Annotated in this window: 17 protein-coding genes; 5 read left to right on the top strand and 12 right to left on the bottom strand. The window is 59.7% G+C overall.

The genetic code is table 11. The features are described from left to right. The first annotated feature begins 184 nt into the window (after positions 1–184). On the top strand, positions 185–1,519 hold the full coding sequence (gene argA / locus ACL2XP_RS03620) for an amino-acid N-acetyltransferase (RefSeq protein WP_413737207.1): 1,335 nt from the start codon (positions 185–187) through the stop codon (positions 1,517–1,519). 6 nt (positions 1,520–1,525) lie between these two features. Here argA and recD read toward each other — a convergent pair whose 3' ends face one another. The 12 genes from recD to rppH form a co-directional block, all read right to left on the bottom strand. Then, on the bottom strand, positions 1,526–3,388 hold the full coding sequence (recD, locus tag ACL2XP_RS03615) for an exodeoxyribonuclease V subunit alpha (RefSeq protein ID WP_413737206.1): 1,863 nt from the start codon (positions 3,386–3,388) through the stop codon (positions 1,526–1,528). Next, positions 3,388–6,939, bottom strand: a complete 3,552-nt coding sequence (gene recB, locus ACL2XP_RS03610) for an exodeoxyribonuclease V subunit beta (protein ID WP_413737205.1) — start codon at positions 6,937–6,939, stop codon at positions 3,388–3,390. Before recB ends, recD begins: the two co-directional genes overlap by 1 nt. A 15-nt stretch (positions 6,940–6,954) precedes the next feature. Beyond that, positions 6,955–9,846: a pitrilysin gene (gene ptrA / locus ACL2XP_RS03605; protein ID WP_413737204.1), complete on the bottom strand. Its 2,892-nt coding sequence runs from the start codon at positions 9,844–9,846 to the stop codon at positions 6,955–6,957. A gap of 150 nt (positions 9,847–9,996) precedes the next feature. After that, positions 9,997–13,434, bottom strand: a complete 3,438-nt coding sequence (gene recC / locus ACL2XP_RS03600; RefSeq protein WP_413737203.1) for an exodeoxyribonuclease V subunit gamma — start codon at positions 13,432–13,434, stop codon at positions 9,997–9,999. 245 nt (positions 13,435–13,679) lie between these two features. Beyond that, positions 13,680–14,015, bottom strand: coding sequence for a prepilin-type N-terminal cleavage/methylation domain-containing protein (locus ACL2XP_RS03595; RefSeq protein WP_413737202.1), 336 nt, complete (start codon positions 14,013–14,015; stop codon positions 13,680–13,682). A 51-nt stretch (positions 14,016–14,066) separates the two neighbouring features. Continuing rightward, positions 14,067–14,537 carry a DUF2509 family protein gene (locus ACL2XP_RS03590; RefSeq protein ID WP_413737201.1) on the bottom strand — a complete coding sequence of 157 codons (471 nt, stop codon included), beginning with the start codon at positions 14,535–14,537 and terminating at the stop codon, positions 14,067–14,069. Positions 14,538–14,539: 2 nt separating this feature from the next. Continuing rightward, positions 14,540–15,145: a prepilin peptidase-dependent protein gene (locus ACL2XP_RS03585; protein WP_413737200.1), complete on the bottom strand. Its 606-nt coding sequence runs from the start codon at positions 15,143–15,145 to the stop codon at positions 14,540–14,542. Next, positions 15,103–15,597: a prepilin-type N-terminal cleavage/methylation domain-containing protein gene (locus ACL2XP_RS03580; RefSeq protein ID WP_413737199.1), complete on the bottom strand. Its 495-nt coding sequence runs from the start codon at positions 15,595–15,597 to the stop codon at positions 15,103–15,105. The genes ACL2XP_RS03585 and ACL2XP_RS03580 overlap by 43 nt, the downstream gene beginning before the upstream one ends. 168 nt (positions 15,598–15,765) lie before the next feature. Beyond that, entirely contained in the window at positions 15,766–16,560 is a 795-nt protein-coding gene (thyA, locus tag ACL2XP_RS03575) for a thymidylate synthase (RefSeq protein ID WP_413737198.1), read from the bottom strand. A 6-nt stretch (positions 16,561–16,566) separates the two neighbouring features. Beyond that, a complete protein-coding gene (gene lgt, locus ACL2XP_RS03570; RefSeq protein WP_413737197.1) occupies positions 16,567–17,439 on the bottom strand; it encodes a prolipoprotein diacylglyceryl transferase in 873 nt (290 codons plus the stop codon). Between the two features lie 197 nt (positions 17,440–17,636). Further along, complete coding sequence (gene ptsP, locus ACL2XP_RS03565) at positions 17,637–19,886, bottom strand: phosphoenolpyruvate--protein phosphotransferase (protein ID WP_413737196.1); 2,250 nt, start codon at positions 19,884–19,886, stop codon at positions 17,637–17,639. A gap of 12 nt (positions 19,887–19,898) precedes the next feature. Then, positions 19,899–20,426: an RNA pyrophosphohydrolase gene (gene rppH, locus ACL2XP_RS03560; RefSeq protein WP_413737195.1), complete on the bottom strand. Its 528-nt coding sequence runs from the start codon at positions 20,424–20,426 to the stop codon at positions 19,899–19,901. Between the two features lie 690 nt (positions 20,427–21,116). Between rppH and mutH the strand changes: the two genes are divergently transcribed. The 4 genes from mutH to ACL2XP_RS03540 all read left to right on the top strand — a co-directional run bounded on the left by mutH (position 21,117) and on the right by ACL2XP_RS03540 (position 24,038). Further along, on the top strand, positions 21,117–21,809 hold the full coding sequence (mutH, locus tag ACL2XP_RS03555; protein ID WP_413737194.1) for a DNA mismatch repair endonuclease MutH: 693 nt from the start codon (positions 21,117–21,119) through the stop codon (positions 21,807–21,809). 83 nt (positions 21,810–21,892) lie between these two features. Continuing rightward, a complete protein-coding gene (locus ACL2XP_RS03550) occupies positions 21,893–22,627 on the top strand; it encodes a TerC family protein (RefSeq protein WP_413737193.1) in 735 nt (244 codons plus the stop codon). Positions 22,628–22,641: 14 nt separating this feature from the next. After that, positions 22,642–22,860 (top strand): YgdI/YgdR family lipoprotein, encoded by a 219-nt coding sequence (locus ACL2XP_RS03545; protein ID WP_413737192.1) that lies wholly within the window; start codon positions 22,642–22,644, stop codon positions 22,858–22,860. A gap of 137 nt (positions 22,861–22,997) precedes the next feature. After that, positions 22,998–24,038, top strand: a complete 1,041-nt coding sequence (locus ACL2XP_RS03540) for an NADP(H)-dependent aldo-keto reductase (RefSeq protein ID WP_413737191.1) — start codon at positions 22,998–23,000, stop codon at positions 24,036–24,038. The last annotated feature ends 33 nt before the right edge of the window (positions 24,039–24,071 follow it).

Genomic DNA, 24,071 nt, shown 5'->3' with positions numbered 1-24,071 from the left:
GACATGCGAAAAACTTTAACCAATCAGCCGGTTTCTGTCATCCCCAAAAGGCTTTATGCTTATGTCATCGGGGTTTATTTTCGATTCTTTACAATGAAAAAGGACAGCAATTGCCACTTGCCATCCCTGCCGTAATAGAATAAAAATACACAAAATCAGAATAACCATTCACAGAGGATATGCCGTGAAGGAACGTAGTACTGAACTGGTCCAGGGCTTTCGTCACTCAGTTCCCTATATCAATGCGCATCGAGGCAAAACGTTTGTCGTCATGTTGGGCGGTGAAGCCATCGAGCATGAAAACTTTGCCAACATCGTTAATGATATCGGCCTCCTTCACAGCCTGGGCATCCGCCTGGTGCTGGTTTACGGCGCCCGGCCGCAAATCGACGCCAATCTGGCCGTGCATCATCTCGATCCGATTTACCACAAGAATACCCGCGTCACCGACGCGCCGACGCTGGAGCTGGTCAAGCAGGCCGCGGGCCTGCTACAGCTGGATATCACCGCGCGCTTATCCATGAGCCTGAATAACACCCCCTTGCAGGGAGCGCATATTAATGTGGTAAGCGGTAATTTTATTATCGCCCAGCCGCTGGGAGTGGATGACGGGGTGGATTACTGCCACAGCGGGCGGATTCGGCGTATCGATGATGAAGCCATTCACCGCCAGCTCGACAGCGGCGCCATCGTCCTGCTTGGGCCGGTGGCGGTGTCGGTTACCGGGGAAAGTTTTAATCTGACCTCCGAGGAAGTGGCCACCCAGTTGGCGATCAAGCTGAAGGCGGAAAAGATCATCGGTTTTTGTTCGTCCCAGGGGGTTATCGACGACGATGGGGAAATCATCTCGGAATTGTTCCCCAACGATGCCCAGTTGCGCATCGATGCGCTGGAAAGCCAGGGGGACTACCACTCCGGGACGGTGCGTTTTTTACGCGGGGCGGTTAAGGCTTGCCGCCGCGGCGTGCGCCGCTGCCATTTGATCAGCTACCAGGATGACGGCGCGCTGGTGCAGGAGTTATTTTCGCGGGAAGGCATCGGCACCCAAATCGTCATGGAAAGCGCTGAACAGGTGCGCAGGGCCACCATTAACGATATCGGCGGTATCCTGGAGCTGATTCGCCCATTGGAGCAACAGGGCATTCTGGTGCGGCGCTCCCGCGAGCAGTTGGAAATGGAAATCGATAAGTTCACTATTATCGAACGGGATAACTTGACCATCGCCTGCGCCGCGCTTTATCCCTTCCCCGACGAGGGGCTGGGGGAAATGGCCTGCGTGGCGGTGCACCCCGATTATCGCAGTTCCTCGCGCGGCGAGATGCTGTTGCAGCGCATTACCCAGCAAGCGCGCCAGATGGGGCTGAAAAAACTGTTTGTATTAACCACGCGCAGCATTCATTGGTTCCAGGAGCGCGGTTTTACTCCCGCCGAAGTGGAAGTGCTGCCGCAGCAAAAACAGGCGCTGTACAACTATCACCGCCGCTCCAAAATTCTGGTGGCGGACCTGACCGGCCAATAAACCGGGCTACCCGCCACCGCCCTGGCCGCGCAGCCGGTCTATCAGGCCGCTGCGCCGCTGGGTGGGGGTAGCGATGGCATGGCTTAGCACATCATCGTTGGCATAAATCGACAGCCGCTCGCGGGCCCGGGTAATCGCCGTATAGACCAGTTCGCGGGTCAGTACCGGCAATAGCTGGTTGGGCAGCACCAGCGCCGTGTGAATGAACTCCGATCCCTGGGATTTATGCACCGTCATGGCAAAGGCCGTTTCATGTTCCGGCAGGCGGCTCAGGGGAACGGCCCTGATGGTGCCGTCAGGCAGGGGAAAATGTACCCGCAGCTCGTCCAGATCGTTATATAGCATGATGCCGATATCGCCGTTATACAGGCCGAGAGAGGGGGCATTGCGGGTGATCATCACCGGCCGCCCCGCGTATCCCCTGGCGGCGGTGTCGGCCGGGCGCGCGATCATTGCGGCCTTGGCCAGCGCCTGTTCTATCCGGGCATTCAGGCCGGATACCCCGAACGGCCCTTCGCGCAGGGCGCATAACAGGCGGTATTGATTAAAGGCTTTGAGGATCGCGCCCGGTTCGTCGCCCGCCTTTACCCGCAGCAAATAATCCCGATAACCCGCCAGGCACCCGTCAAGCAGCCGCAGGTAGTCATCGCCATCCCTGACCGGCGCATACCCCACATCCGCTTCCCGGCCCGCATTGAGCATGGCCAGCGCGCCGCGGCCGTCGCCGGCGTTCACGGCGTTGGCCAACCGGCCGATACCGGAGCGGTCGTCAAAACGATAGCTTTTGCGCAGCAGGCACAGGCTATCGCCGGTCACATGGCCCGTCTTGCCGTCCCCCGCCGGGATGACGCAGCCGGTAAGCCGCTGCAACTGCCGGTTGCGCGCCGGGCTATAGCCGTTCTCGGCAAAAAAGCAGATATCGCCCAATATCGCCCCGGCCTCGACCGAGGCCAACTGGCAGCGATCGCCCAGGAAGATCACCTGCGCCCGCGGCGGCAGCGCCGCGATGATATTGGCCATCATCGGCAGGTCGACCATCGACGCCTCGTCGATAATCAGAATATCCACATGCAGCGGATTATCCTGGTGATAACGCATGCGTTGGCTGTTGGGCTGGGCGCCCAACAGCCGGTGCAGCGTGACCGCCTCCCGGGGGAACAGCTTGCGCTGCCGAGCGTCCAGGCCCAGCCCCTGCAGCGCGACGCCCAGGGATTCACTCAGGCGCGCCGCGGCTTTACCGGTGGGCGCCGCCAGCTGGATACGCAGGCTTTCTTCCCCGGACAGCACCACCAGGGCGGCCAACAGTTTGGCCACCGTCGTGGTTTTGCCGGTACCGGGGCCGCCGGACACCAGGGCCACCGGGTGGGTAATCGCCACCGCCGCCGCGACTTTCTGCCAGTCCACTTCATCCCCGGCGGGCGGGAAAAAACGATTGAGCACCTGATTGATAGCGGCTTCGTCGGCCACCGGCCGGGGGCGGACGGCGTTGAAAAAACCGGCGACCCGGCATTCGTTTTGCCACATCCGCTGCAAATACAACCGCCGGTTATCCAGCACCAGCGGCGTGGGACGCGACCCGTCGCTGACCGCCGGCGAGGCGATCAATATCCGCTGCCAATCGTCGGCGGACGGTTTGCCGGCCAGCGCCCAAGCCGCGTCGGCCAAGGGGCGGTGGCGGCCGTTGAACAGCGCCGCGGGCGCTAATAACTCCAGCGGCAGGCAGACATGGCCGGCGCCGGCGTCGGCGCTCAGGCAGGCGCAGGCCAGCAGCATCGCGGCCTCATGGGGGGCGGCCAGCATGCGGGCAAATTGGATGTCCAGCGGGCGCAGAAGGCGCAGCTGTAGCGCCTGGGCGAAAAGTTCCTCCATCAGCTTGCCTTATCCTCGATGGTGAGCGCGGCCCCGGTGCTGAATAAGTTATCCAGCCCGTCGATCAGGGCGGGATCGGGGCGGCAGTAAAAGACGCCGCTGCCGGGATTGTCCGCAGCCAGGCCGCGCAGGAATAGATAAAATACCCCGCCGAAATGACGCTGGTAATCGTAATCCGCTAGACGATGGCGCAAATAGCGGTGCAGCGCCAGCGCATAAAGCTGGTATTGCAAATCGTAGCGATGCTCCGCCATGGCCTGCGCCATGGCCTCGGGCGTATAGGCCGCATTGTTCTCGCCCAGCCAGTTGGACTTATAATCCAGCAGGTAATAGCGGCCCTGCCAGCAGAACACCAGGTCGATAAAGCCTTTGAGCATGCCCCTGACCTGCGGAAAATTCAGCGGCGGGCAGCGCGCCGACAGCGGATCGAATTGTTTGCATAACCCGTCGAGCGCGCCGGCGGTAACGGCGGCGTCGATGGGCAGGTAAAATTGCAGCTCCGCCTGTTTTTTACCCGCCTCGAGGCCTGCCAGCGTAATGCCCTGCTCGTTGAGGGGGGCGTGCAAGACCTGCTCCATCCATTGTCCGATAACCGGCAGCCAAGCGTCATCAATGCCGTTTTGCAGCAATTGCCCGCTTAGCCAAGCCTCATCCAGGGGCTGGCTAAAATCCAGGGATTCAAACAGGGAATGCAGGAACGTGCCCGGCGACGCGCCGCGGGCAAAGGTATGGGGCGTGAGGGCGGCGTCGGCCCCCTGCCCGCGCTCGCCGGCCGCATCCGTATCCAGGCGGGGCTGCAAATCCAGCAGCGGCGACGCGCCGCCGTGCTGCTGCAGGCCGGAATAGCTGGTAACGCGCCAGTTATCCTGCGAACGTCGCCGGTAAGGCCGGACGGCCAGATCTTGCCGGCCGGTTTCATCGGGCCGGCGGGGCTGCGCCACGGGCTGGCCGATAGGGGTCAACGCGATATCCGCACCGGCCAGCAATTCCAGCCGGGATCGCAGGAAAGAGGCGTCGCCCGGTTGGCCCTGCTGGATTAAATAACCCAGCGCGCTGTGATGCAGATCGGTGTCGCCGGCTTTGGCGCGCCCGCCGCGAAACAGCGGGGCGATGCCGATGCCGCAATGGTATATCGAGCGCGTCAGCGCCACATACAGCAGGCGCAGGTCTTCCGCCAGACGCTCTTCATCCGCCAGCGCCAGGCTGTCGGACGACGCCGAGAGATCCAGCCAGGCCTGGAAATCCTGCCGGTCGTGGAACAGCGGCCGCTTTTGCTGGCGAAAATCGGCGGCAAACGGCAGGAATACCAAGGGAAACTCCAGCCCTTTGGATTTATGCACCGTGGTGATTTGCACCAAATGGCGGTCGCTTTCCAGCCGGAGCTGCTGATTATCGGCCTGGGTATCGGGCATCTCTATTTGCATGGCCAGCCAGCGTACCAGCGCATGTTCGTTATCCAACTGCGCCGACGCCTCCTGCAACAGCTCGGCCAGGTGCAGCAGGTCGGTCAAGCGGCGCTCGCCGCTGGGGCTGGCCAGCAGGTTTTCCGCCATCTGCCGGTAGGTCATGAGCTGGCGCAGCATCGGCAGCACGCCGCGCTGTTGCCATTGCTGGCGATAGCCGGCGAATTCATCCACCAGCGCATCCCAGGCCCGCTCGTCATTATTGATATTCTCGATATCCCGCGCGTCCAGGCCCATCAGGCTGGTCGCCAGCGCGCAGCGCAGCGCGTTATCCTGGCCCGGGATCAGGATGGCCTGCAGCAGCCAGAGCAGCTCCCGCGCTTCGGGGGTTTCATAGACGCTGTCGCGGTTTGACAGGTACACCGCCGGGATCGCCAGCGCGCTGAGCGCATCGCGTATCAGCGCGGCCTCATTGCGGTTACGCACCAGCACGGTAATATCTGAAGCCCGCAGAGCCTGCCGCCCCTCCGGGCCGGAGAGCCAGGCCTGCCCCTCCTGGCCCGCGCCCAGCAGATTGTTAATGGCGGCCGCGCACTGGCGGGCCATCAGATGCTGGTACTCACTGACCCCGACCCCTTCTCCTGGCTGCAGCCAGAATTCCATGGCCGGCAAAACGCGCTGATTGACTTCCAGCGCCAGGCCGGCGTTGCGCGGGGCGGCGCTAACAGGCAGAAAAGGGATTTGTTCAAAGATAAATGGTCGGGGCAGCGACTGGAACAGCCGGTTTACCGCGCCGATCATGGCCGGCGAAGAGCGCCAATTGGTATCAAGAGTAAAGTGGGCGCTAATTTCGCTTCTGGCGCGCATATAGGTAAAAATATCAGCGCCGCGAAAAGCGTAAATAGCCTGTTTCGGGTCGCCAATCAATACCAGCCCGCAGGTGGGCTGCCCGCCGTAAAGCCGGCGGAAAATCCGGTATTGCTGCGGGTCGGTATCCTGGAATTCATCGATCATCGCCACCGGATAGCGGTTGCGCACCATGAGCGCCAGCGCCTCGCCGCCCTGCCCCTGTAGCGCCCGGTCGAAGCGGCTGAGCAGATCGTCAAAGCCCATTTCGCCGCGCCGGCGCTTTTCCTGTTCGAGCGCCAGGCGCACCTCATCGAGCGCCAGCACGAATATCAGCTCGCGCAGGGTTAACGGCTGCTGATAAAACCGGTCTATTTCTTCGAACAACGGATGTTCGGGAGGAGCGCCCTTGGTGGTTTTGTCCCTGAGGACCGACTGGCGGAACCGCTCCAGCTCTTTAGGCACCTCATAATCTTCGGTGGCCGTGATGGACCACGCCGAAATCTTATCCAGCCAAAGAGGCAGGTATTTGCCGCTATACGAACGCTTATCAACGCCGGAGTCGCCCACCAGGGCGGCTAACTGGCCGGCGCACTGCCGCCATTGCTGTTTAAGGCCATCGATGCGGGCGATAATGAGCTCATGACGCCGGAGGATGGATTCCGTTTTATCCGGCGGGTTACGCACCACCGGCGCTTCGCCCTGCATATAGGGCAATAATTCCGCCAGTAGTTTTTCCGGGCCGTCCCACTCTTTATTCACCGCCCGGGCAATAGCATAAGGCAGGGGATAGCAGTGACGCCGCCAGAAATCGGCGCAAACCTGGCGCCGCAGCGCCGACTCGTCTTCCACCAGGGTTTGCTGGAACATCATGCCGGACTCCACGGTATTCTGGCTCAGCATCCGCTGGCAGAAACCGTGGATGGTATAAATTGCCGCTTCATCCATCTGCCGTTCGGCCGCCAGCAGCAAACGCGCGGCCTGGTCGCAGTCGGGGATTTGCGCCAGCAGCTCCTGGAACAGTTCGTTATCGCTGGCGCGACGAACGCAGGCCAGGCGCAGGCGGTGGATATTCTCGCGGATGCGCCCGCGCAGCTCGCCGGTGGCCGCTTCGGTGAAGGTGACCACCAGAATCTCTTCCACGCTGAGCGGGCGGGGATAAGCCGCCTGCTGGCCCAACCCGAGCAGCAGCCGCAGATACAGCGCCGCCAGGGTATAGGTTTTTCCGGTGCCCGCCGAAGCTTCGATAAGACTCGCGCTTTGCAGCGGCAGCGTATACGGATTAAGGGTCTGCGCGGTCAAGAGGCGTTTTTTCCTTTACTGGTCCTGGTGTGCGAGCACGGGCAAGGTTTTTTGCAACGCCGAGGCATTGGGATAAAGCGTCCAGCCCTCCGGGGCGGCATACTCGACCGGGTCATGGCCCTCCCCGCCGATTTGCGACAACAGCGATAGCCCCCGCGGCTCGATGACCGCCTGATGGAAGAAATCGGCCAGTTGCGCTAACGTCAGCTCCCGCAGTTGTGCCACCACTTTATCACGGGTATCAAATGCCGGGTTATCGCGCTCGATATCATCGATATATTGCCCGACTTCCTCGCTCAGGGTCTGTGGCTGCTGTAGCAATTGGCTGATGATGCCCTGTTTGTATTGCTCAAACTCCGCCGGAGCCATGGCGCGCAGGCGCTGCTCGGTGGCGCCGAAAAACGCCTGGTAGCGTTGGTAAAGATAGGCCGGCTGGCGCGTGCCGCTTTGCAGCACGAACTCGATCCCGCCCTGCTGCCCGACAAAGACCGGCATGGTGAAAATGGCGTAGCCCAGCTGTTCGCGGGTTCTTAATTGCTGGTAAAACCATGACTCGATGATTTGCGAGAGCAGATAACCGTTCGCCATGCCCTGCACCCGATCGTAGCCGGTGGGCACATACACCGCCGACAGGGCCGCGTCCGTGCTGCCGCCGCTTTTTTGTATGATGGCCCGCTGCGGCTGCTGAATTTGCACTTTCTCGGCGCGCAGCCACTGCGTGCCGGTCCAGCCAATCTGCTTTTTCAGCTCGGCGGACAAGTCGATGGACTGCTGCGCGGTCAGGTTGCCCACCACCAGCATATCAAGAGAGGCGGGTTTGAACAGGGTCTCGCGATAAGCAATCAGATCCTGCAACGTCAGGTCGTTGATTAGCGCCCGGCGCTCGTCCCGTTCCGCATACGGCAGCGCGGACAGCACCTTGACCGGAATCATGGCCTGCGCGTAGGGTTTTTCTTTTTCGGTGCCGTCGAGCTGTTCGCGATACCAGCTTTTGGCCTGGATCAACTGATCCACCGTGGGAATAAAGGTGGCGTAACGGTTCACCAGGCTGACGGCCAACTGCGGCAGGCGCTGGGTATAACCGGTGGCCTTGATGGTCAATCCGTCGCTGGCATAGGTGGAAAAACTGATGCCGCCCACGTAGGCCTGATTGCTCAGCTCGGCGAGATCCTGGCTGGCGATATAGTCATTGAGCGCATAGAGCACCTGATTGCGGGCGGAAGACATGATATCGGCGTTACGGAAATTCAGGGTAATGTCCGCCCGGGGCTCATCGGCGAAATAGCGGCTGGGCATATAGCGTAGCCTCAGGCCCGGCTCATCGACGATCAACTGCGGATGCTCCGGCGCGGGCACGGGTTTGATCAACGAAAAATCGTTGGCGATGTAGGGGTTGAGCGCAGGCAGCGCCAGGGTGATGTGGTCCTGGGTCTGCCGCCATAATACCAGGCGATCCGGCGTAATTTTATCCACCTGGTAAGGAGCGTTGACAAAATAGGCGCTTTTATCATGGGGCTCGTCGGGGCTGATAAACCAGACGCGGGCGTGTTCCGGCGTCATGGCGTCGAGCCGCTCGGCAATAGCTTGGGGATCGTAGCGATCCGCCAGATAAGGGTAGTCGAGGACATGGGGCACCGGGACCCGCAGCATTGAATCCACCAGCCATTCGATATAATCCATGTTGCGGGTAATAACCGGATAACGGAAATCCTGATCAAGCACATGGGAGATTTCATCAAAATACTGGCGCTGAATTCCCTGTTCGCGCAGCATTTTCAGGTAGCTGAAAATGGCCGCCACCACTTCGTCCCGCTGCTTAAGCCCTTTATCGCTCAGGGAGGTGGCAATGGCGAATACCCCGCCGTTGCGATCGACTATGGGGTCGGCGCCCGCGTCAATCGCATCCGCCAGTCCCTGTTTCTGCAACCAGTCCGCTAAAGTATTCGGGCTGCGGTTACCGATGAGATAACTGATATAGGTATCGCTTTTGCTGCGAAACGCCTGGCTGTTATTGGCGATGGGAAATTCAATGCGCAGCATCTTTTGCGGTTGCACCGGCTGATAGTGAATCAGGATACCGGTTTGTTTTTCAGTGACCGCGGGTACGGTAATCTCCGGCACGGTGGCGCGGCGGTTGGCGACGCGGCCATAAGTTTGCGCCGCTATCTCGGCCAGCCGCGGCAGGGGTTGATTACTGTAGATCACCGCCACCATCAGGTTGGCCGAATAGTAGCGGTGATAAAAAGCCTTGAGCGCCTGGTGCAGATTGCTGCCCGGCTTATCGCGCAGCGTGTCGAGATTGCCGCCGGAGAAACGGGAGCCGGGATGGGCCGGGTTCATGGTTTCGGCGCGGATCTGCGCCATGCGCAAACCGTCATTGGCGCGGGCCATGGTCAATTCGGCATTGACCGCATGGCGCTCCTTATCGGCATTGCCGGGGTCGAGCAGCGGGCTGGCAATGGCGTCCGCCAGCCGGTCGATGGCCGGCAGCAGGGCGTTATTTTCCACTTCAAGGTAAAACGCGGTGCGATAGGACGCGGTGCTGGCATTGTGGTCGCCCCCGTGTTTTTTGAGAAACTCGGCCAGGTTTCCCGGTTGCGGATATTTTTTGGACCCCATCAGGATCATATGTTCAAGGTAATGGGCCAGCCCCAGCTGATTATCCGGATTTTCCAGCGATCCCACCGGCACCGCAATGGCGGAAAGCGACTTAACCGCCTGCGGATCGCTGACCAGCAGCACCGTCATATCGTTGGCCAGCCGGACGGCCTGATATTGCCTTACGTCTTTACTGCTCTTGCGAATGGTCTCTTTTATCGGTTGCCAGCCGGGGGCGGCTTCAACCGGCGCAATGCTAAAAAAACACAACAAGGCACAACTGAACAACCCAATAACCAATCTTCGCATTCCGCTCTCCAACAAAACCCTAGACGGCCGGCCTTGGCCGCTTCGCTAATAATCCGGCTTTTTTATACCGCAGTTAACCTACATCAAAACTCACCGACATAGAAACCCGCTTTTTTGCCCACGGCGCGATAACGGGGAAGACAACCCAATCTAAGACAATTTTTTTTCAGTTCTGTCGGCCTGGGAGGTTTTTTTTTCCCGCCGCGGCTTTTCCGTTTCCGCCAGGTTGCGGCTAAACGGCGGCAGCAAATAGGTTTGCGCCGCCAGCATGATTGCCTGGATTCGGTCTTCATCAAGTTGCCGCATCAGCCGTTGCAAATAAGGGTCCTGGCCTTCCCCGGGGGTAAAGGCATCGCCCTGCCAGGCCTGCAGGAGCTTATCGCGCCCCTGCGCCTGGCAGGTTTCGTCCCAGTCGATGCCGCCGCTATTGCGATCGTAACACTGGCTGAGCCACGCGCCGCCCGCCCGGTTCAATAATAACAAAGGGGTATTCATGCCCTGACAATAGCCCGTTACCAGCGCCAGCAGCCATGTTTTCGCCTGCGCCACGGATACCGCGGCAAAACGCCATTCCCCCTTGACGCCATACATCCGGCTTTCGCCCGTCCCCCCCATGGCGCACCATACCAAATGCTCCAGCCAGAGCGCCAATCCATCCTTCATGGACAGCGCCCCCGGCCGCCAGCGGAGCAGGCCGTCCGTTTGCACCTGGGGCAGCCAGCCGTTGAGTTCGATATCGCCGAGCGTCAGGTCGATCTCGATGCTTTGCGTGTCACCCAGCCGTTGCTGGCGCACCGTCTCGGCCAGTTGCGCCATTTCATCGCGCTGCTTGGCCCAATAGAGTTCGCCAAAGGCGCCATAGGGCAGATATCCCGCGGCGCGAACTTTGCGGTACAGCTGGTCGGGGTCTTCCTCGGCGATCAGGGTATTAAGCAACTGGTCGTTGAGTTGATACCGGGTCAGGCCTTCGATGACAAAAGGTTCGTCGGCGACCAGTTCGGTCTCTTCCAAATGAAAATAGACCCCCAGGCGCTGTTGGAAATAAGCGCGCACCGGATGATGGTAAAAACGCCGCAGGGAATCAAACGCCAGGACGGTAATCTGCTCGGCGTCCAGGGGACGGATAAACTCGGGATGCGCTTTGCCGCCGGCGCTGGCGGCGGGCAGCCACTCCGCGGCGAAACTTTGCTGTTCGGAACCGTCGACAAAATTTTGCGCCGCGAACGGCATCCGGCTGTGCCATTGGTAGATATGCGCGCTGACCCTGGCGGCGCTGGCATCCACGTCAAGATGTCCATCGCCGGGCAGGTAAAAGCTTTGCGCGACGTACTCCATTAATTCGCTGACCAGCACCGACGGATAACGCAGGGTATTATCCTGGATGGAACGGCCGATAAAACTGATATAAAACCGTTGCTGCGCCGAAAGCAGGGCTTCCAGGAACAAATAGCGATCGTCATCGCGGCGGCTGCGATCGCCGCGCCTGGCCTGGCGGGCCATCAGGTCAAACCCCATCGGCGGCAAGGTGCGCGGGTAGACCCCGTCGTTCATGCCCAGCAGGCAGACCACTTTGAACGGGATTGAACGCATGGGCATCAGGGTACAAAAATTGATCGTGCCCGCCAGAAAGCGCTGGCTGATCCGCTCTTGATCCAAACGCGCGGACAGCTCGTCGCGCAGCAACATCACCGACACCGGCTCGTCAAAGGATGCCTGCAGGCCAAATTGCAGTATTTGCTGCCATTGGGTTTCCAGCAGGGCCAACGCGGCTTCGGCCTCGCTATCGGGCAGGAAAAAGTCGGCCACCAGTTCGCGGGCGCAGGGCAGCCAGTCGGCAAGGGCGCGCGGTTCCCGCAGGATATCCCGCCAGCGCCGCAGCTGCATTAATAAGTCGGCCAGATGCCCGACCAGCCCGGCGATCAGCCCGCTGGACTCGTCATAGGGCAGAATGCCCTGCCAGTCGCCGCCATGGCTGTCCATCGCGTAGCCCAGCAGCATGCGCGTCAGGCCGAATTGCCAGGTGTGCTGGCCGGTGGCGGGCAGCATCAGCTCGCGGATATTCTCGTCGTCCAGTCCCCAGCGGATACCCGACTCGGCCACCCATTGCCTGAGCAGCTTCTGGCCGGCTTCATCAATGGAAAACCGGGCCGCCACCGCCGGCACTTCCAGCAGCGCCAGCACCTGTTCAGCGGCAAAACGGCTTTGCGGCAGCTCCAGCAGCGTAAGGAACGCCGGCAGCGCCGGATGAATGTGCCTGGCCCGCCGGTCGGAAATGGCGAACGGCAGATAACGACCTGCGCTGATATTGCCAAACACCGCCTGGATGGCGGGCGCATAACGATCGATATCCGCCACCATGACGATAATTTCCCGCGGCGCCAGGGCGGGGTCTTCGCTCATCATGGCCAGCAATTGATCGTGCAACACCTCGACTTCCCGCTGGGGGCTGTGGCAAACGTGCAGGCTCAGGGAACGATCCGCCGGTTGCAGCAGGCGTTTTGCCAAGCTGTTTTCCAGGGTCTCGCGGCTCATGCCGACGATGGCATGATCCTCCAGCTCCAGAATGTCGCGTTGCAGCGTCGCGAGCAGGGTATCGTCGCCCGGGTCGACAAAGGCGTCCACTTCCCGCACCCCGTCAAGCTGGGCCAGCAGAAACAGATTATCGCGGCCCAGTTTCCCCCATGAGGCCAGCAGGGGATTGCCGATCTGCTGTTCCCCCTCGTTATCAAACAGGGCGGCGGCGTCTTCGGGTCGGCGGAAGAGCGGGTTTTCCCGCGCTTCCTGGTAATGGCTGCGCTTACGGTTTTGCAATTTGGCCAGAAAAGCGTAGTCCCTGATATCGCCCCAGTAATAGCGGCAGGGATTGGTAAACAACAGATGGACATCGATATGCCGGCCCAGGGCCTGCAGCGCCTGTAGATACGTGGGCGGCAGCGCGGATATGCCGCAGATGAACACGCGCTCCGGCAAACCAGCGGGACATGCCTGCGCTTGTTCGAGCGTCTGGATAAAACGTTGATAAAGATTGGCGCGGTGCCAAGGCGATTGGCCGGCCTGCTCGGTAAATGCCACCAGGGCCAGCCAGAGGGGGGCCTGCCATTCCTGCGCATCCCCCAGTTCCGGCAGCCGTTCGCCCCGCTGCCAGCTTTCCAGCCAGTCCGGACGGAATACCAGATATTGATCAAAGAGATCGGCCACCCGGGCGGCGAACTGAAAACATTTGCGCTGGTCGCCATCGCCTTGCAGATATTGGCAAATCGTCTCAAAGCCCGGCTGTTCGCATAGCCGGGGCAGCAGCGTCATCAGTTTCCAGGTCATGGCATCCTTGGAAAAGGCGCTTTCCTCTGGAATATCCGGCAGCACGCGGGTAAACATTTGCCAGATAAAACTGGCGGGCAGCGGAAACTCGATATTGGCGGCGATCCCAAAACGCGCGGCCAGCTCCATCTGCATCCATTGGGCCATGCCGGTGCTTTGCACCAGGATCACTTCCGGTTGGAAAGGATCGCGCAGCGGCCTCCCCTCGATCAGGGCGGCGGCCAGCGCCTTCAGCAAATCCAGCTGGTTTGAATGGTAAACCGTAAACATGCAGTCCCCTCTTTACCTCGCTACCATGACCTTGGCAACCATGACCTTGGCAACCATGGCCTTGGCAACCATGGCCTTGGCTACAGGACCTTGCCGGACAGGACGCCTTGGGATGGAGCCTGGTATACCGGATATAATCCCGCCATAGCACGGGTATTCATGCCGACACTGTAACGGGATTTACGCTGAAAACAAGCGTTCATCGCCCGCGATACCGTTTCATGACGCCGCGCCAGCCCGCGCGGTTATGGGCAAAACCACCGGTTAAGCTCGACCCGCCGCTCATGAGCGCGGCAGACCACGGCGCTCACCCGCACGCAGTCTGACCCGCGGGGGTGTTCGGTCAATGTCAGCCGCCAGCGTACGGGCAGTTCCACCCGATCCGCCAGGCCAGGCGTGCGATAGCATTCCAGCGCCTGATGGGCCGCCGCCAGCGCCTGCCGGTATTGGCGCAGATCTTCCCGGCGGTGCTCAAGGCGTTGCTGATAGTGCAGCAGCGCCAGGGCCACCGTTGAAAACAGCAGCACCGCCATCATCGCTTCCGGCAAACCCGCGCCCGACTGGCGATTATGTTGGCGCATTATTGCTCCTTGTTGCTCTTTATTTATCCCGTCAGCTTTGCTGTGGCGGCGTTATCGTGGCAAATAATCCAGCCAGCCCCCGGGGTGGGGCGACAAGCCAAAGCACGGCTTATCCCCGCCGCAGCGTATTGCCGCTAAAGCGCCGCCGTCCCCCGCCCCGGGCGCTGTGATTGGCCGCAATTCCACCTGCCGGTAGAGGCGCAGCGGCCCGGCGATAACGTCGCCGGCGCCGCTTTCGCCGCGTAATATCCATCGGCCCGCCCGGCGATCGGCCAGCAGGCAGGCGCGGAACGTCTCGCCCTCCGGCTGCCGGCACTGCGCGTGTTCTGCATGCCAATATTGCCGCGCGCCCCATGCCAGCGCGGATTCCGCCTGGTGAAACGCGGCAAGGTAGCGCTGCTCGTCGTTAAGCAGCGCCAACGACAAATCCAACTGCCGCTGCCATGCCGCCATGACCATCAAACTGATAACCAGCACGGCCAATAACGCCGCCAGGGTGCCGCCGCCCCTCTGCGCGCCCACGGTTAACCGTTGCGCCCGGCAATCACGCGGCTGAGACGATAGGTAATGGCGGGATGGCTGCGCGCCGCGCCGGCCAGGGTCACCCGCCAGGCGCGATCGCCCAGGGGTTCGCACTGAAACAGAGTAATGGCCCACCGCTGGGTATCATGCATCCTTGCCCATCCCGGCCCATCGCAGTGTCCGACGCCGCGCTGCGTCTCCAGCGCGCCGCGGTGCAGCCGATAACCAAACGTATCGTTAACCAGGCGGCAGCCCGGTTTTCTGGCATCCGCCGGATAAAAGGCATAACGCAGTATCACGCAGGAGCCGGGCGTTTCCCCGTGCCGCCGGGCGATAAATACCGCCGGCCCCGGACACGGCGGCGAACAGTAACCCGCGCGCCGCAAATCTTTTTCTATGGATAACACGCTTTGCTCCAGTTGCCGCGTTAACTGCATTTGCAACATTGCCCCATGGCATTGACGGTGCAATACGGGAAAAAAATGCAGGCTGCCCAGCAGCACCATGCTGGTTATCGCCAGGGTGCACAGGGCCTCCACCAGGCTGAACCCGCCCTGCCCCGGCTTTAGCACGGCGCCATGTCCGCCCACCGCCCCAGTTCGCTGCACATCCGCACCCGGCCCTTGCCGGACAGAATGATCCTGAGCCTGCCCGCCGGATTGGCGATGACCAGATGCGCCGCGGTGGCGGTATTGCGCAAACCGGCCAGGGTGAGATATCCGGGCGCGGACATCTCCAGCCGGATATCAGGAAACGGGCTGGTCAAGCGTGCCATGGGCGGCGCCATCGGCGCCGCGGGTTCGTCGCCGTCGTCAAAGCGCGCGGTCAGCGACCAGCCGAGCCCCGGCTTCACGGCAATACGGCAGGTATGATTGCCCCAGCCGGCGCACAGTTGCAAACGCAGCAAAAAATCCGCGATCTGGCGGGCGCTTTGATCCAGCTGGGCCTTGTGCCGGTAATGCTGCCAGGTGACGCCGCCAGACAGGGCAACGGCCGCCATCAGCGCCAGTACCAGCAGCATTTCTATCAGGGTAAATCCCCGTTGATTCAGGTTTTTCATAATCCGCAGGGTAACGGCGAGAGTCTGCTGGCGCCAGCGCCGGCAGCGCGAACTGCCAAGCTCCGCGCAAAAGATTAAATGGGGTAATGCAAGGGGGCAAAAAAATGCGAGGGGTATAGCAATTCAGGCTCCCCGGCGGCTCAAGCCGCGCCGGGGAACCTATGGGATTCAGATAGCGACCGGGGCTTTGATCGGCGGATGCGGATCGTAGCCCTGGATATCGAAATCCTCGAACCGGTAATCGAACAGCGAAGCCGGTTTACGTTTAACGATCAGCTGCGGCAACGCGCGCGGTTCGCGGGTCAGCTGCAAATCGGCCTGTTCCAGATGATTGCTGTACAGGTGGGTATCCCCGCCGGTCCAGACAAAATCCCCCACCTGGAGATCGCACTGCTGCGCCACCATGTGCATCAACAGCGCGTAGCTGGCGATATTAAACGGCAGGCCGAGGAAAATATCGCACGAACGCTGATACAGCTGGCAGGATAACGTGCCGTTGGCGACATAAAACTGGAACAGCGCGTGACAAGGCGACAGCGCCATTTGATCCAGTTCACCCACATTCCAGGCGGAGACGATAATGCGCCGGGAGTCCGGGTCCTGGCGCAATTGGTCAATCACCCGGCTCAGTTGATCGATTTGACGGCCGTCCGCCGCGCCCCAGGCGCGCCACTGTTTGCCGTAGACCGGACCGAGGCTGCCGCTCTCGTCAGCCCACTCGTCCCAAATGGACACGTTGTGGTCATGCAGGTAACCGACGTTGGTATCGCCGTTGAGAAACCACAGCAGTTCGTAAATGATCGACCGGAGATGGCAGCGTTTGGTGGTGACCAAAGGAAATCCCCGCTGCAAATCGAAGCGCATCTGGTGGCCGAAGATTGACAATGTGCCGGTACCGGTGCGATCCGCTTTCGGCGTGCCTTCGTTACGCACCAGGCGCATCAAATCCAAATACTGTTTCATGTGACCTCAGGACAGTTGTTGCTGCGGGCGACGGCGGTAGGCCCAGATAAACATAATCAAACCGGCGATGATCATCGGCACCGAGAGAATTTGCCCCATGCTGACCATGCCGTCGAATAATCCGAGCTGCGCGTCGGGCTGCCGGAAAAACTCAACGATAATACGAAACGCGCCGTAACCCATCAGGAACAGGCCCGATACGCTGCCCAGGGGGCGCGGCTTGCGAATAAACACATTGAGGATAATAAACAGCACCACGCCTTCGAGCAGCAGTTCATAAATCTGCGAGGGGTGGCGCGGCAGCATGCCATATTGATTAAATAGCTCCTGCCATTGCGGGTGCGTCGGCAGCAAAGCCAAATCCTCGCTGCGGGAACCGGGGAACAGCATGGCCCACGGCGTATCGGTGGTAACGCGCCCCCAGAGCTCGCCGTTGATAAAGTTGCCCAAGCGGCCGGCGCCCAGGCCAAAGGGGATCATCGGCGCGATAAAATCCGCCACCTGGAAGAAATGGCGCTTGGTCCGGTAGGCAAACCAGAACATCACGATGATGACCCCGATCAGGCCGCCGTGGAATGACATGCCGCCATCCCAGACCTTGAATAAATACAGCGGGTCGTCGAGGAACACGGGCATGTTATAGAACAATACGTAACCGATGCGCCCGCCTAAAAACACCCCCAGGAAACCCGCGTACAGCAGGTTCTCCACTTCATCTTTGGTCCAGCCGCTGCCGGGCCGGTTGGCGCGGCGCACCGCCAGCCACATAGCGAAAACAAAACCGACCAGGTACATCAGGCCGTACCAATGGAGCGAGACCGGACCTATTGAGAATATAACCGGATCAAACTGAGGAAAGGCCAGATAATTCGTTGTCATTCATCACCACGATTTATGTCATTTTCACCCCGTCGATCTGGCGGGGCGCAGGCTATTCGATAACGAAAAAAGCGTTGGCATGCAGTGGGCTTGGTTCGTCCGACGCCGGCGTATCATAGCATAGCGCCGTATTTTTGGCGGGGGGCGACGGTAAATTTAGCGGCCAATAGTGTAAGTTTTTTTACGCCGCCCGCCCGTCAGCGGCCGCCGCGGATCAGGCCGCCCAGCCCGCGGCGTTCCAAAAACGCCGCCACCTGGTGGCGGACATCAATGGCATTTTGCGCGCTGAGCACCCGTTCCACCAATGCGCCCGCATCCTCAAGTTCGACATTGCGCAGCAGGTATTTGATTCTGGCCACGCTGCGCCCGTTCATACTGAGGGTGCGGTAGCCCATGCCGGTTAACAGCAACGCCCCCATGGGGTCGCCGGCCATCTCGCCGCACAGGCTGCAGTCCAGGCCCAGGTAGCGGCAGTCGGTGACGATCTTCAGCAATACTTGCAGCATGGCCGGATGCAGGCTGTCGTACATGGCCGCCACCCGGGTATTGTTGCGATCGACCGCCAGCAGGTATTGGGTCAGATCGTTCGATCCCACCGACACAAAATCCACCCGGTTAATCAGCAGCGGCAGCATAAATACCATGGCCGGCACTTCGATCATCACGCCGATACGCAGCGCGGGCAGCGGGTAGCCCAGCATTTCTTCCACTTCGCGCCCGGCCCGATCGATAAGGCGGCGCGCTTCGTCGATTTCATCGACGCTGGTGATCATCGGCAGCAAAATGCTGAGGTTGCCGGTGGCGGCGTTGGCGCGCAGCATGGCGCGCACCTGAATCAAGAAAATCTCCGGCTGATCGAGGGTAATGCGGATACCGCGCCAGCCGAGGCAGGGGTTCTCCTCGTTGATCGGCGCCATATACGGCAGCTGTTTATCCGATCCGACATCCAGCGTGCGCAGGGTGACCGATTTGGCCGGGAACAATTGCAGCATGCCCTGGTATTGCGCAACCTGCTCATCCTCGGAAGGGAAGCCGCTTTGCAGCATAAAAGGAATTTCGGTGCGATAGAGGCCGACGCCGTCCACCCGATTCCCCAGGCGCTGTTCATGCTCGGCGCTGAGCCCGGCGTTAAGCATCACCTGAATGCGCTCGCCGCCCTTCATGGTGGCCGGCTGCTCGACGTCATCTTCCGCCAGGCGGCTGAGCTGCTTTTCCTCGCTGATTAGCCGCTGATATTCCTGCACCAGCACCGGTTCGGGATCGACCAGCAGTTCGCCGCGGTAACCGTCAACCACCAGCAGGCGCTGGTTAAGCAGCGCCGGTTGAATATCGGCCCCCATCACGGTGGGGATGCCCATGGCGCGCACCAGGATGGCGGCATGGGAATTGGCGGCCCCGTCCCTGACCACCACGCCGACCATTTTATCCTGCGGCATCTCCGCCAACAGCGTCGCGCTCAGCTCGTCGGCCACCAGTATAAAGCGCGAAGGCCAGGGCGTCTCGCCCTGGATATTGTCATCCAGATGGAACAGCAGCCGCTGGCCGAGGGCGCGCAAATCACCGGATCGCTCGCGCATATAGCTGTCGTTGAGCTGGGCGAACTGTTCGGCGAACTGTTCGATCACCTGTTTTACCGCCCATTCGGCAATGGAGCCGGCGTCGATTTCCGCAAACAGCTCGCGCTTGAGCCTGGCGTCGTTCAACAGATGGGAATAAAGGTCGAAAATAGCCGCGCTGTCTTTTTGGGCATTGGCGGTAAAACGCTTGCTAAAGCGCCGGAATTCAGCCGCCGCCTCGCCCAGGGCGAAGGTCAGACGCTCGCGTTCGCGCGCGCTGTCCAGGGAGGAAGCTTTAAACACCTGGTCAAGGGAAGGCTGGCTGTTGTCCACCCAGCCTTGGGCGATGGCCACGCCCGGGGCCGCCGCCAGGGCGCGGATACGCGTCTGACGATATTGGCCGAACAGCGCGTTAAGCTGGGACTGGGATAAAATACCGGCCATTTGCGTGGCCAGCGTCACCATGAAAGATTCTTCGCTTTCGTCGAACTGGCGGTGCTCGCGTTGCTGCACCACCAGCACGCCCAGCAGTTGGCGGCGATGGATGATGGGCACCCCGAGGAACGAGCGGAACCGCTCTTCTTTTACCGCGGGAATATACTGGAAGCTGGGATGGTTATGGGCGTCGGCCAGGTTGATAGGCTCCGCCAGGCGTCCCACCAGCCCGACTATGCCCTGGTCGAACGCCAGCGTGACGGTACGCCCGCGCGGTTTTTTCAAACCGCGCGTGGCCATCAGGTAATAGCAGCGGCGATCGTTGTCGGCCAGATACACCGAGCAGACCTCGGTATCCATCGCCAGACAGGTTTCATTAACCAGAATTTCCAGCGTATCCGACAAACGCGGCGCAGCTGCGACCTTTTCTACGATTTCGCGCAAACGCGTAAGCATGTTCTGCGTGGCTTAACCCCTCTTCCGTCTGTAGGCAGGGAGAGTCCGTTGCGCGGTCGATTCCTGCAACGGCATGACTACGGTAGAAAACTCTTTCATAACCCGGCGGTAAACGTCCCGCTTAAAAGAAACCACCTGGCGCACCGGGTACCAAAAACTGACCCAACGCCAGCCATCAAATTCAGGGGTGCCCCCGCACTGCATATTGATATCGGCATCCTGACACATGAGTTGCAGCAGAAACCATTTTTGCTTCTGGCCGATGCAGACCGGTTTGGTGTCCCAGCGGACCAACCGCTTTGGCAGCTTATACCGTAACCAGTTGCGGGTGGCGGCCAGGATGCGCACATCCTTCCGGCTCAGTCCGACCTCTTCATACAGTTCACGGTACATGGCCTGCTCGGGAGTCTCGCCGGCGTTAATCCCGCCCTGGGGAAACTGCCATGAGTGCTGCCCGTATCTCCTGGCCCACACAACCTGCCCATCACGATTACAGATTACAATACCAACATTCGGGCGGTAGCCATCATCATCGATCACCGGACTACCTCGATTACATAAAATGCAAAGATGCCCTGATTGTTTCACACTCACTCAATACGGTAAACCACTGCTTTACAAGAATGCCTGACTGCGCGGGCCTGCGGCATGGCGCGGCGGACGAGGTTATTAACAGGCATCCGCGTCCAACGCCGATTTTATTCACTTTTTCTGTGGATAGATGTGTGCAGAACGCTGGATTAAATGGGTAAAACTTTTGGCCAAAGAGGGGCGCAGTAAAATTATACATAAAAAAAAACCAAATTTTTCAACCCGCTAATAACCAAGCCCTGCCTCAAAAGGATCGTGGAAGATCCGCCGCGCGTACGCTGGACTTCCCAGAGGTCAAATTTCACGCAATGATGACTTTATCCACAATTTGTGGCAAAAAGAGCAGCATATTATGGACAAACCAGCAAAAACAGGGGGCGTCAAGGCTGTAAATAGAGACAGTGGTACCCATTTATCAAGGTTATCCCATAGATCTGTGGATAACATGGTGTAAGATCCTGTTCATTGTCGGCTGCTACTGGTGCACAACCCGCCGCGGCCGGGCCGGCAAAAAAAGCGTAGCCGACAAAAAAGAGTGTGAAATCATGCTATTATTATGGCCTGATAATTAAAAAATCAATAACCCTTTTCGGCCGACCGACAAAGGTCAGTTTTTAAACAGCATGGGGAGAATGAATTATGAGCCTGCCCCCGATCGCCAAGCCCGTTACCCCGCCGGGGGACGAAGCGGAGCTGTTGGCCCGCGCAACGGCCCTGGCAGGGTACAATATGGGTGAACTGGCGGCGCATGCGGGCCTGGTGCTGCCGGCTAATCTGAAACGGGATAAAGGCTGGATCGGCGTGCTGCTGGAGCGTTATCTCGGCGCCAGCGCCGGCAGCAAGCCGGAACAAGATTTCGCCGCCATCGGCGTGGAACTGAAAACCATCCCGGTGGACAGCGCCGGCCGGCCGCTGGAAACCACCTTTGTCTGCGTCGCGCCGCTGACCGGCAACAGCGGCGTCACCTGGGAAACCAGCCACGTGCGATATAAATTAGCCCGCGTATTATGGATACCGGTAGAGGGGACGCGGGATATTCCGCTGACCCGGCGGCGCATCGGCACGCCGTTGTTATGGAGTCCCAGCCCGGAGGAGGAGCACCTGCTACGCTGCGACTGGGAGGAACTGATGGATTTAATCGTGCTGGGGCAAGTGGAACGTATTACCGCGCGCCATGGCGAGGTGCTGCAACTGCGGCCGAAGGCCGCCAACAGCCGGGCGCTGACCAAAGCCACCGGCGAATTTGGCCAGCCGATCATGACGTTGCCGCGCGGATTCTACCTGAAAAAGACCTTTACCGGGCCGATGCTTGCCAGGCATTACGTGATTTAAGTCGCATTTTCCTTGCCTGCCGGCCTTTTTACCTGTTTATAATATTCGTTTAAGCTTCGTTTACATTTAGGTAATTGATCATAATGTTTGATTGGATTGTGGCTCCCGATGCATGGTTGGCACTGGGAACACTAACTATTCTGGAAATCGTCCTTGGTATCGATAATATCATCTTTCTTTCCCTGGTCGTCGCCAAGCTGCCGCCGGCGCAACGGGCCAAAGCGCGCCGTCTGGGATTGTTCGGCGCCATGGTCATGCGGCTTTGCCTGCTGGCGTCCATTTCATGGGTGATACGTTTAACCTATCCGCTGTTTACCGTTTTCGATAACGAAATATCGATCCGAGACTTAATTCTGCTGCTGGGAGGGATCTTTTTGATCTGGAAATCCTGCGGGGAAATCCACCAAACCCTGGAAGGGGGCGAAGCCGAGCAAAACAGCAACGTGAGTTCCTTTATCGGCGCCATTACGCAAATCATGCTGCTGGACGTGATTTTCAGCCTGGACTCGGTGATTACCGCCGTCGGCTTATCGAATCATTTGTTCATCATGATGGCGGCAGTGGTGATTGCGGTAGGCGTAATGATGTTCGCCGCGCGGCCGATCGGCGAATTCGTCGCCCGCCATCCCTCCGTAAAAATGCTGGCGCTGACGTTCCTGATTTTAATCGGGTTTACTTTGATCCTGGAAAGCGTTGATGTTCACGTGCCTAAGGGCTACATTTATTTCGCGATGTTCTTTTCAATGGGTGTCGAGGCGCTGAATCTGATCAGAAATAAGAAAGTCAGTGGCGCCCGGCGGGCAGACCCCAAGGCTTAAGACGGATGAGACTGATGAAAAAATACCTAATGTTGATCTCGGCGGCGGCATTGGCCGGCATGTTGTCGGGCTGCGCCAGCGATTATGTCATGGCGACCAAAGACGGCCGGATGATCTTGACGCAAGGTAAACCCGAACTGGATAAAACCACCGGTTTGATTCGTTACACCGACGAGCGCGGCAATGAAATGCAGATTAACGGCAACGATGTATCGCAGATGATCGAACGCTGATTATTCATCGGCCAGATTAACAAAACATACTTCACCCGCCCATTTTGCGCTTTTCCCCGCAGCCTGGCTTGGTTATAGTCAGATCAGGCGGCGCTTGACAACGCCTGATCTTTTCAGACACTAAGGAACCAGCCTCAATGCATTATCACCGTATTCCCCATAGTTCTCTTGAAGTCAGCGTTTTGGGTTTGGGCACCATGACCTTTGGCGAACAAAACAGTGAGGCCGAGGCCCATGCGCAGCTGGATCACGCCGTTGCCGCCGGGGTTAATCTTATCGACACGGCTGAAATGTATCCGGTGCCGCCGCGGCCCGAGACCCAGGGACTGACGGAAACCTATATCGGTAATTGGCTCAAGCGGCACGGCCAGCGCGAAAAAATCATCTTGGCCAGTAAAGTGGCGGGGCCCTCCCGCGGCAACGACGCGGGCATCCGGCCGCAGCAAATTCTCGATCGCAAAAATATCCGCATAGCGCTCGAAGCCAGCCTGCAACGTCTGAACACCGATTATCTCGATCTTTATCAGGTCCATTGGCCGCAGCGCGCCACCAACTGCTTCGGGAAGCTTAATTACCAATACACCGACGAAAAGCTGGCGGTGACCATCCTGGAAACGCTGGAGGCCCTTACCGAGCAGGTACGCGCCGGCAAGATCCGTTATCTGGGCATTTCCAACGAGACGCCTTGGGGCGCCATGCGCTATTTGCAACTGGCCGAAAAACACGATCTGCCGCGTATCGTCACGGTGCAGAATCCCTACAGCCTGCTAAACCGCAGTTTTGAAGTGGGCATGGCCGAAATCAGCCAATTCGAGGGATTGGAACTGCTGGCTTACTCCAGCCTGGCGTTCGGTACGCTGACCGGCAAATACCTGAACGGCGCCCGTCCCGCCGGCGCCCGCAATACGCTGTTTAGCCGGTTTACCCGCTACAGCGCGCCCCACACCCAGCAGGCGATCGCCGAATATGCGGCGCTGGCCGCGCGCTATGGGCTGGACCCGGCGCAGATGGCGCTGGCATTTGTGCGCCAGCAGCCGTTTGTGGCTTCCACCCTGCTTGGGGCGACATCCCTGGAACAACTGCAAACCAACCTGGACAGCCTGGATCTCACCCTGAACGAAGAGATTATCGGCGAGCTGGAAAAAATCCATCAGCGCTTTACCATCCCGGCCCCCTGATCCCTGTTCCGCGCTTGTTAGCCCGTCCGATCC

Source organism: Sodalis sp. RH21 (assembly GCF_047324175.1).
GTDB lineage: Bacteria > Pseudomonadota > Gammaproteobacteria > Enterobacterales > Enterobacteriaceae > Acerihabitans.
Note: the sequence above shows the minus strand (reverse complement) of the source record. Positions and strands in the feature narration are given on the sequence as shown.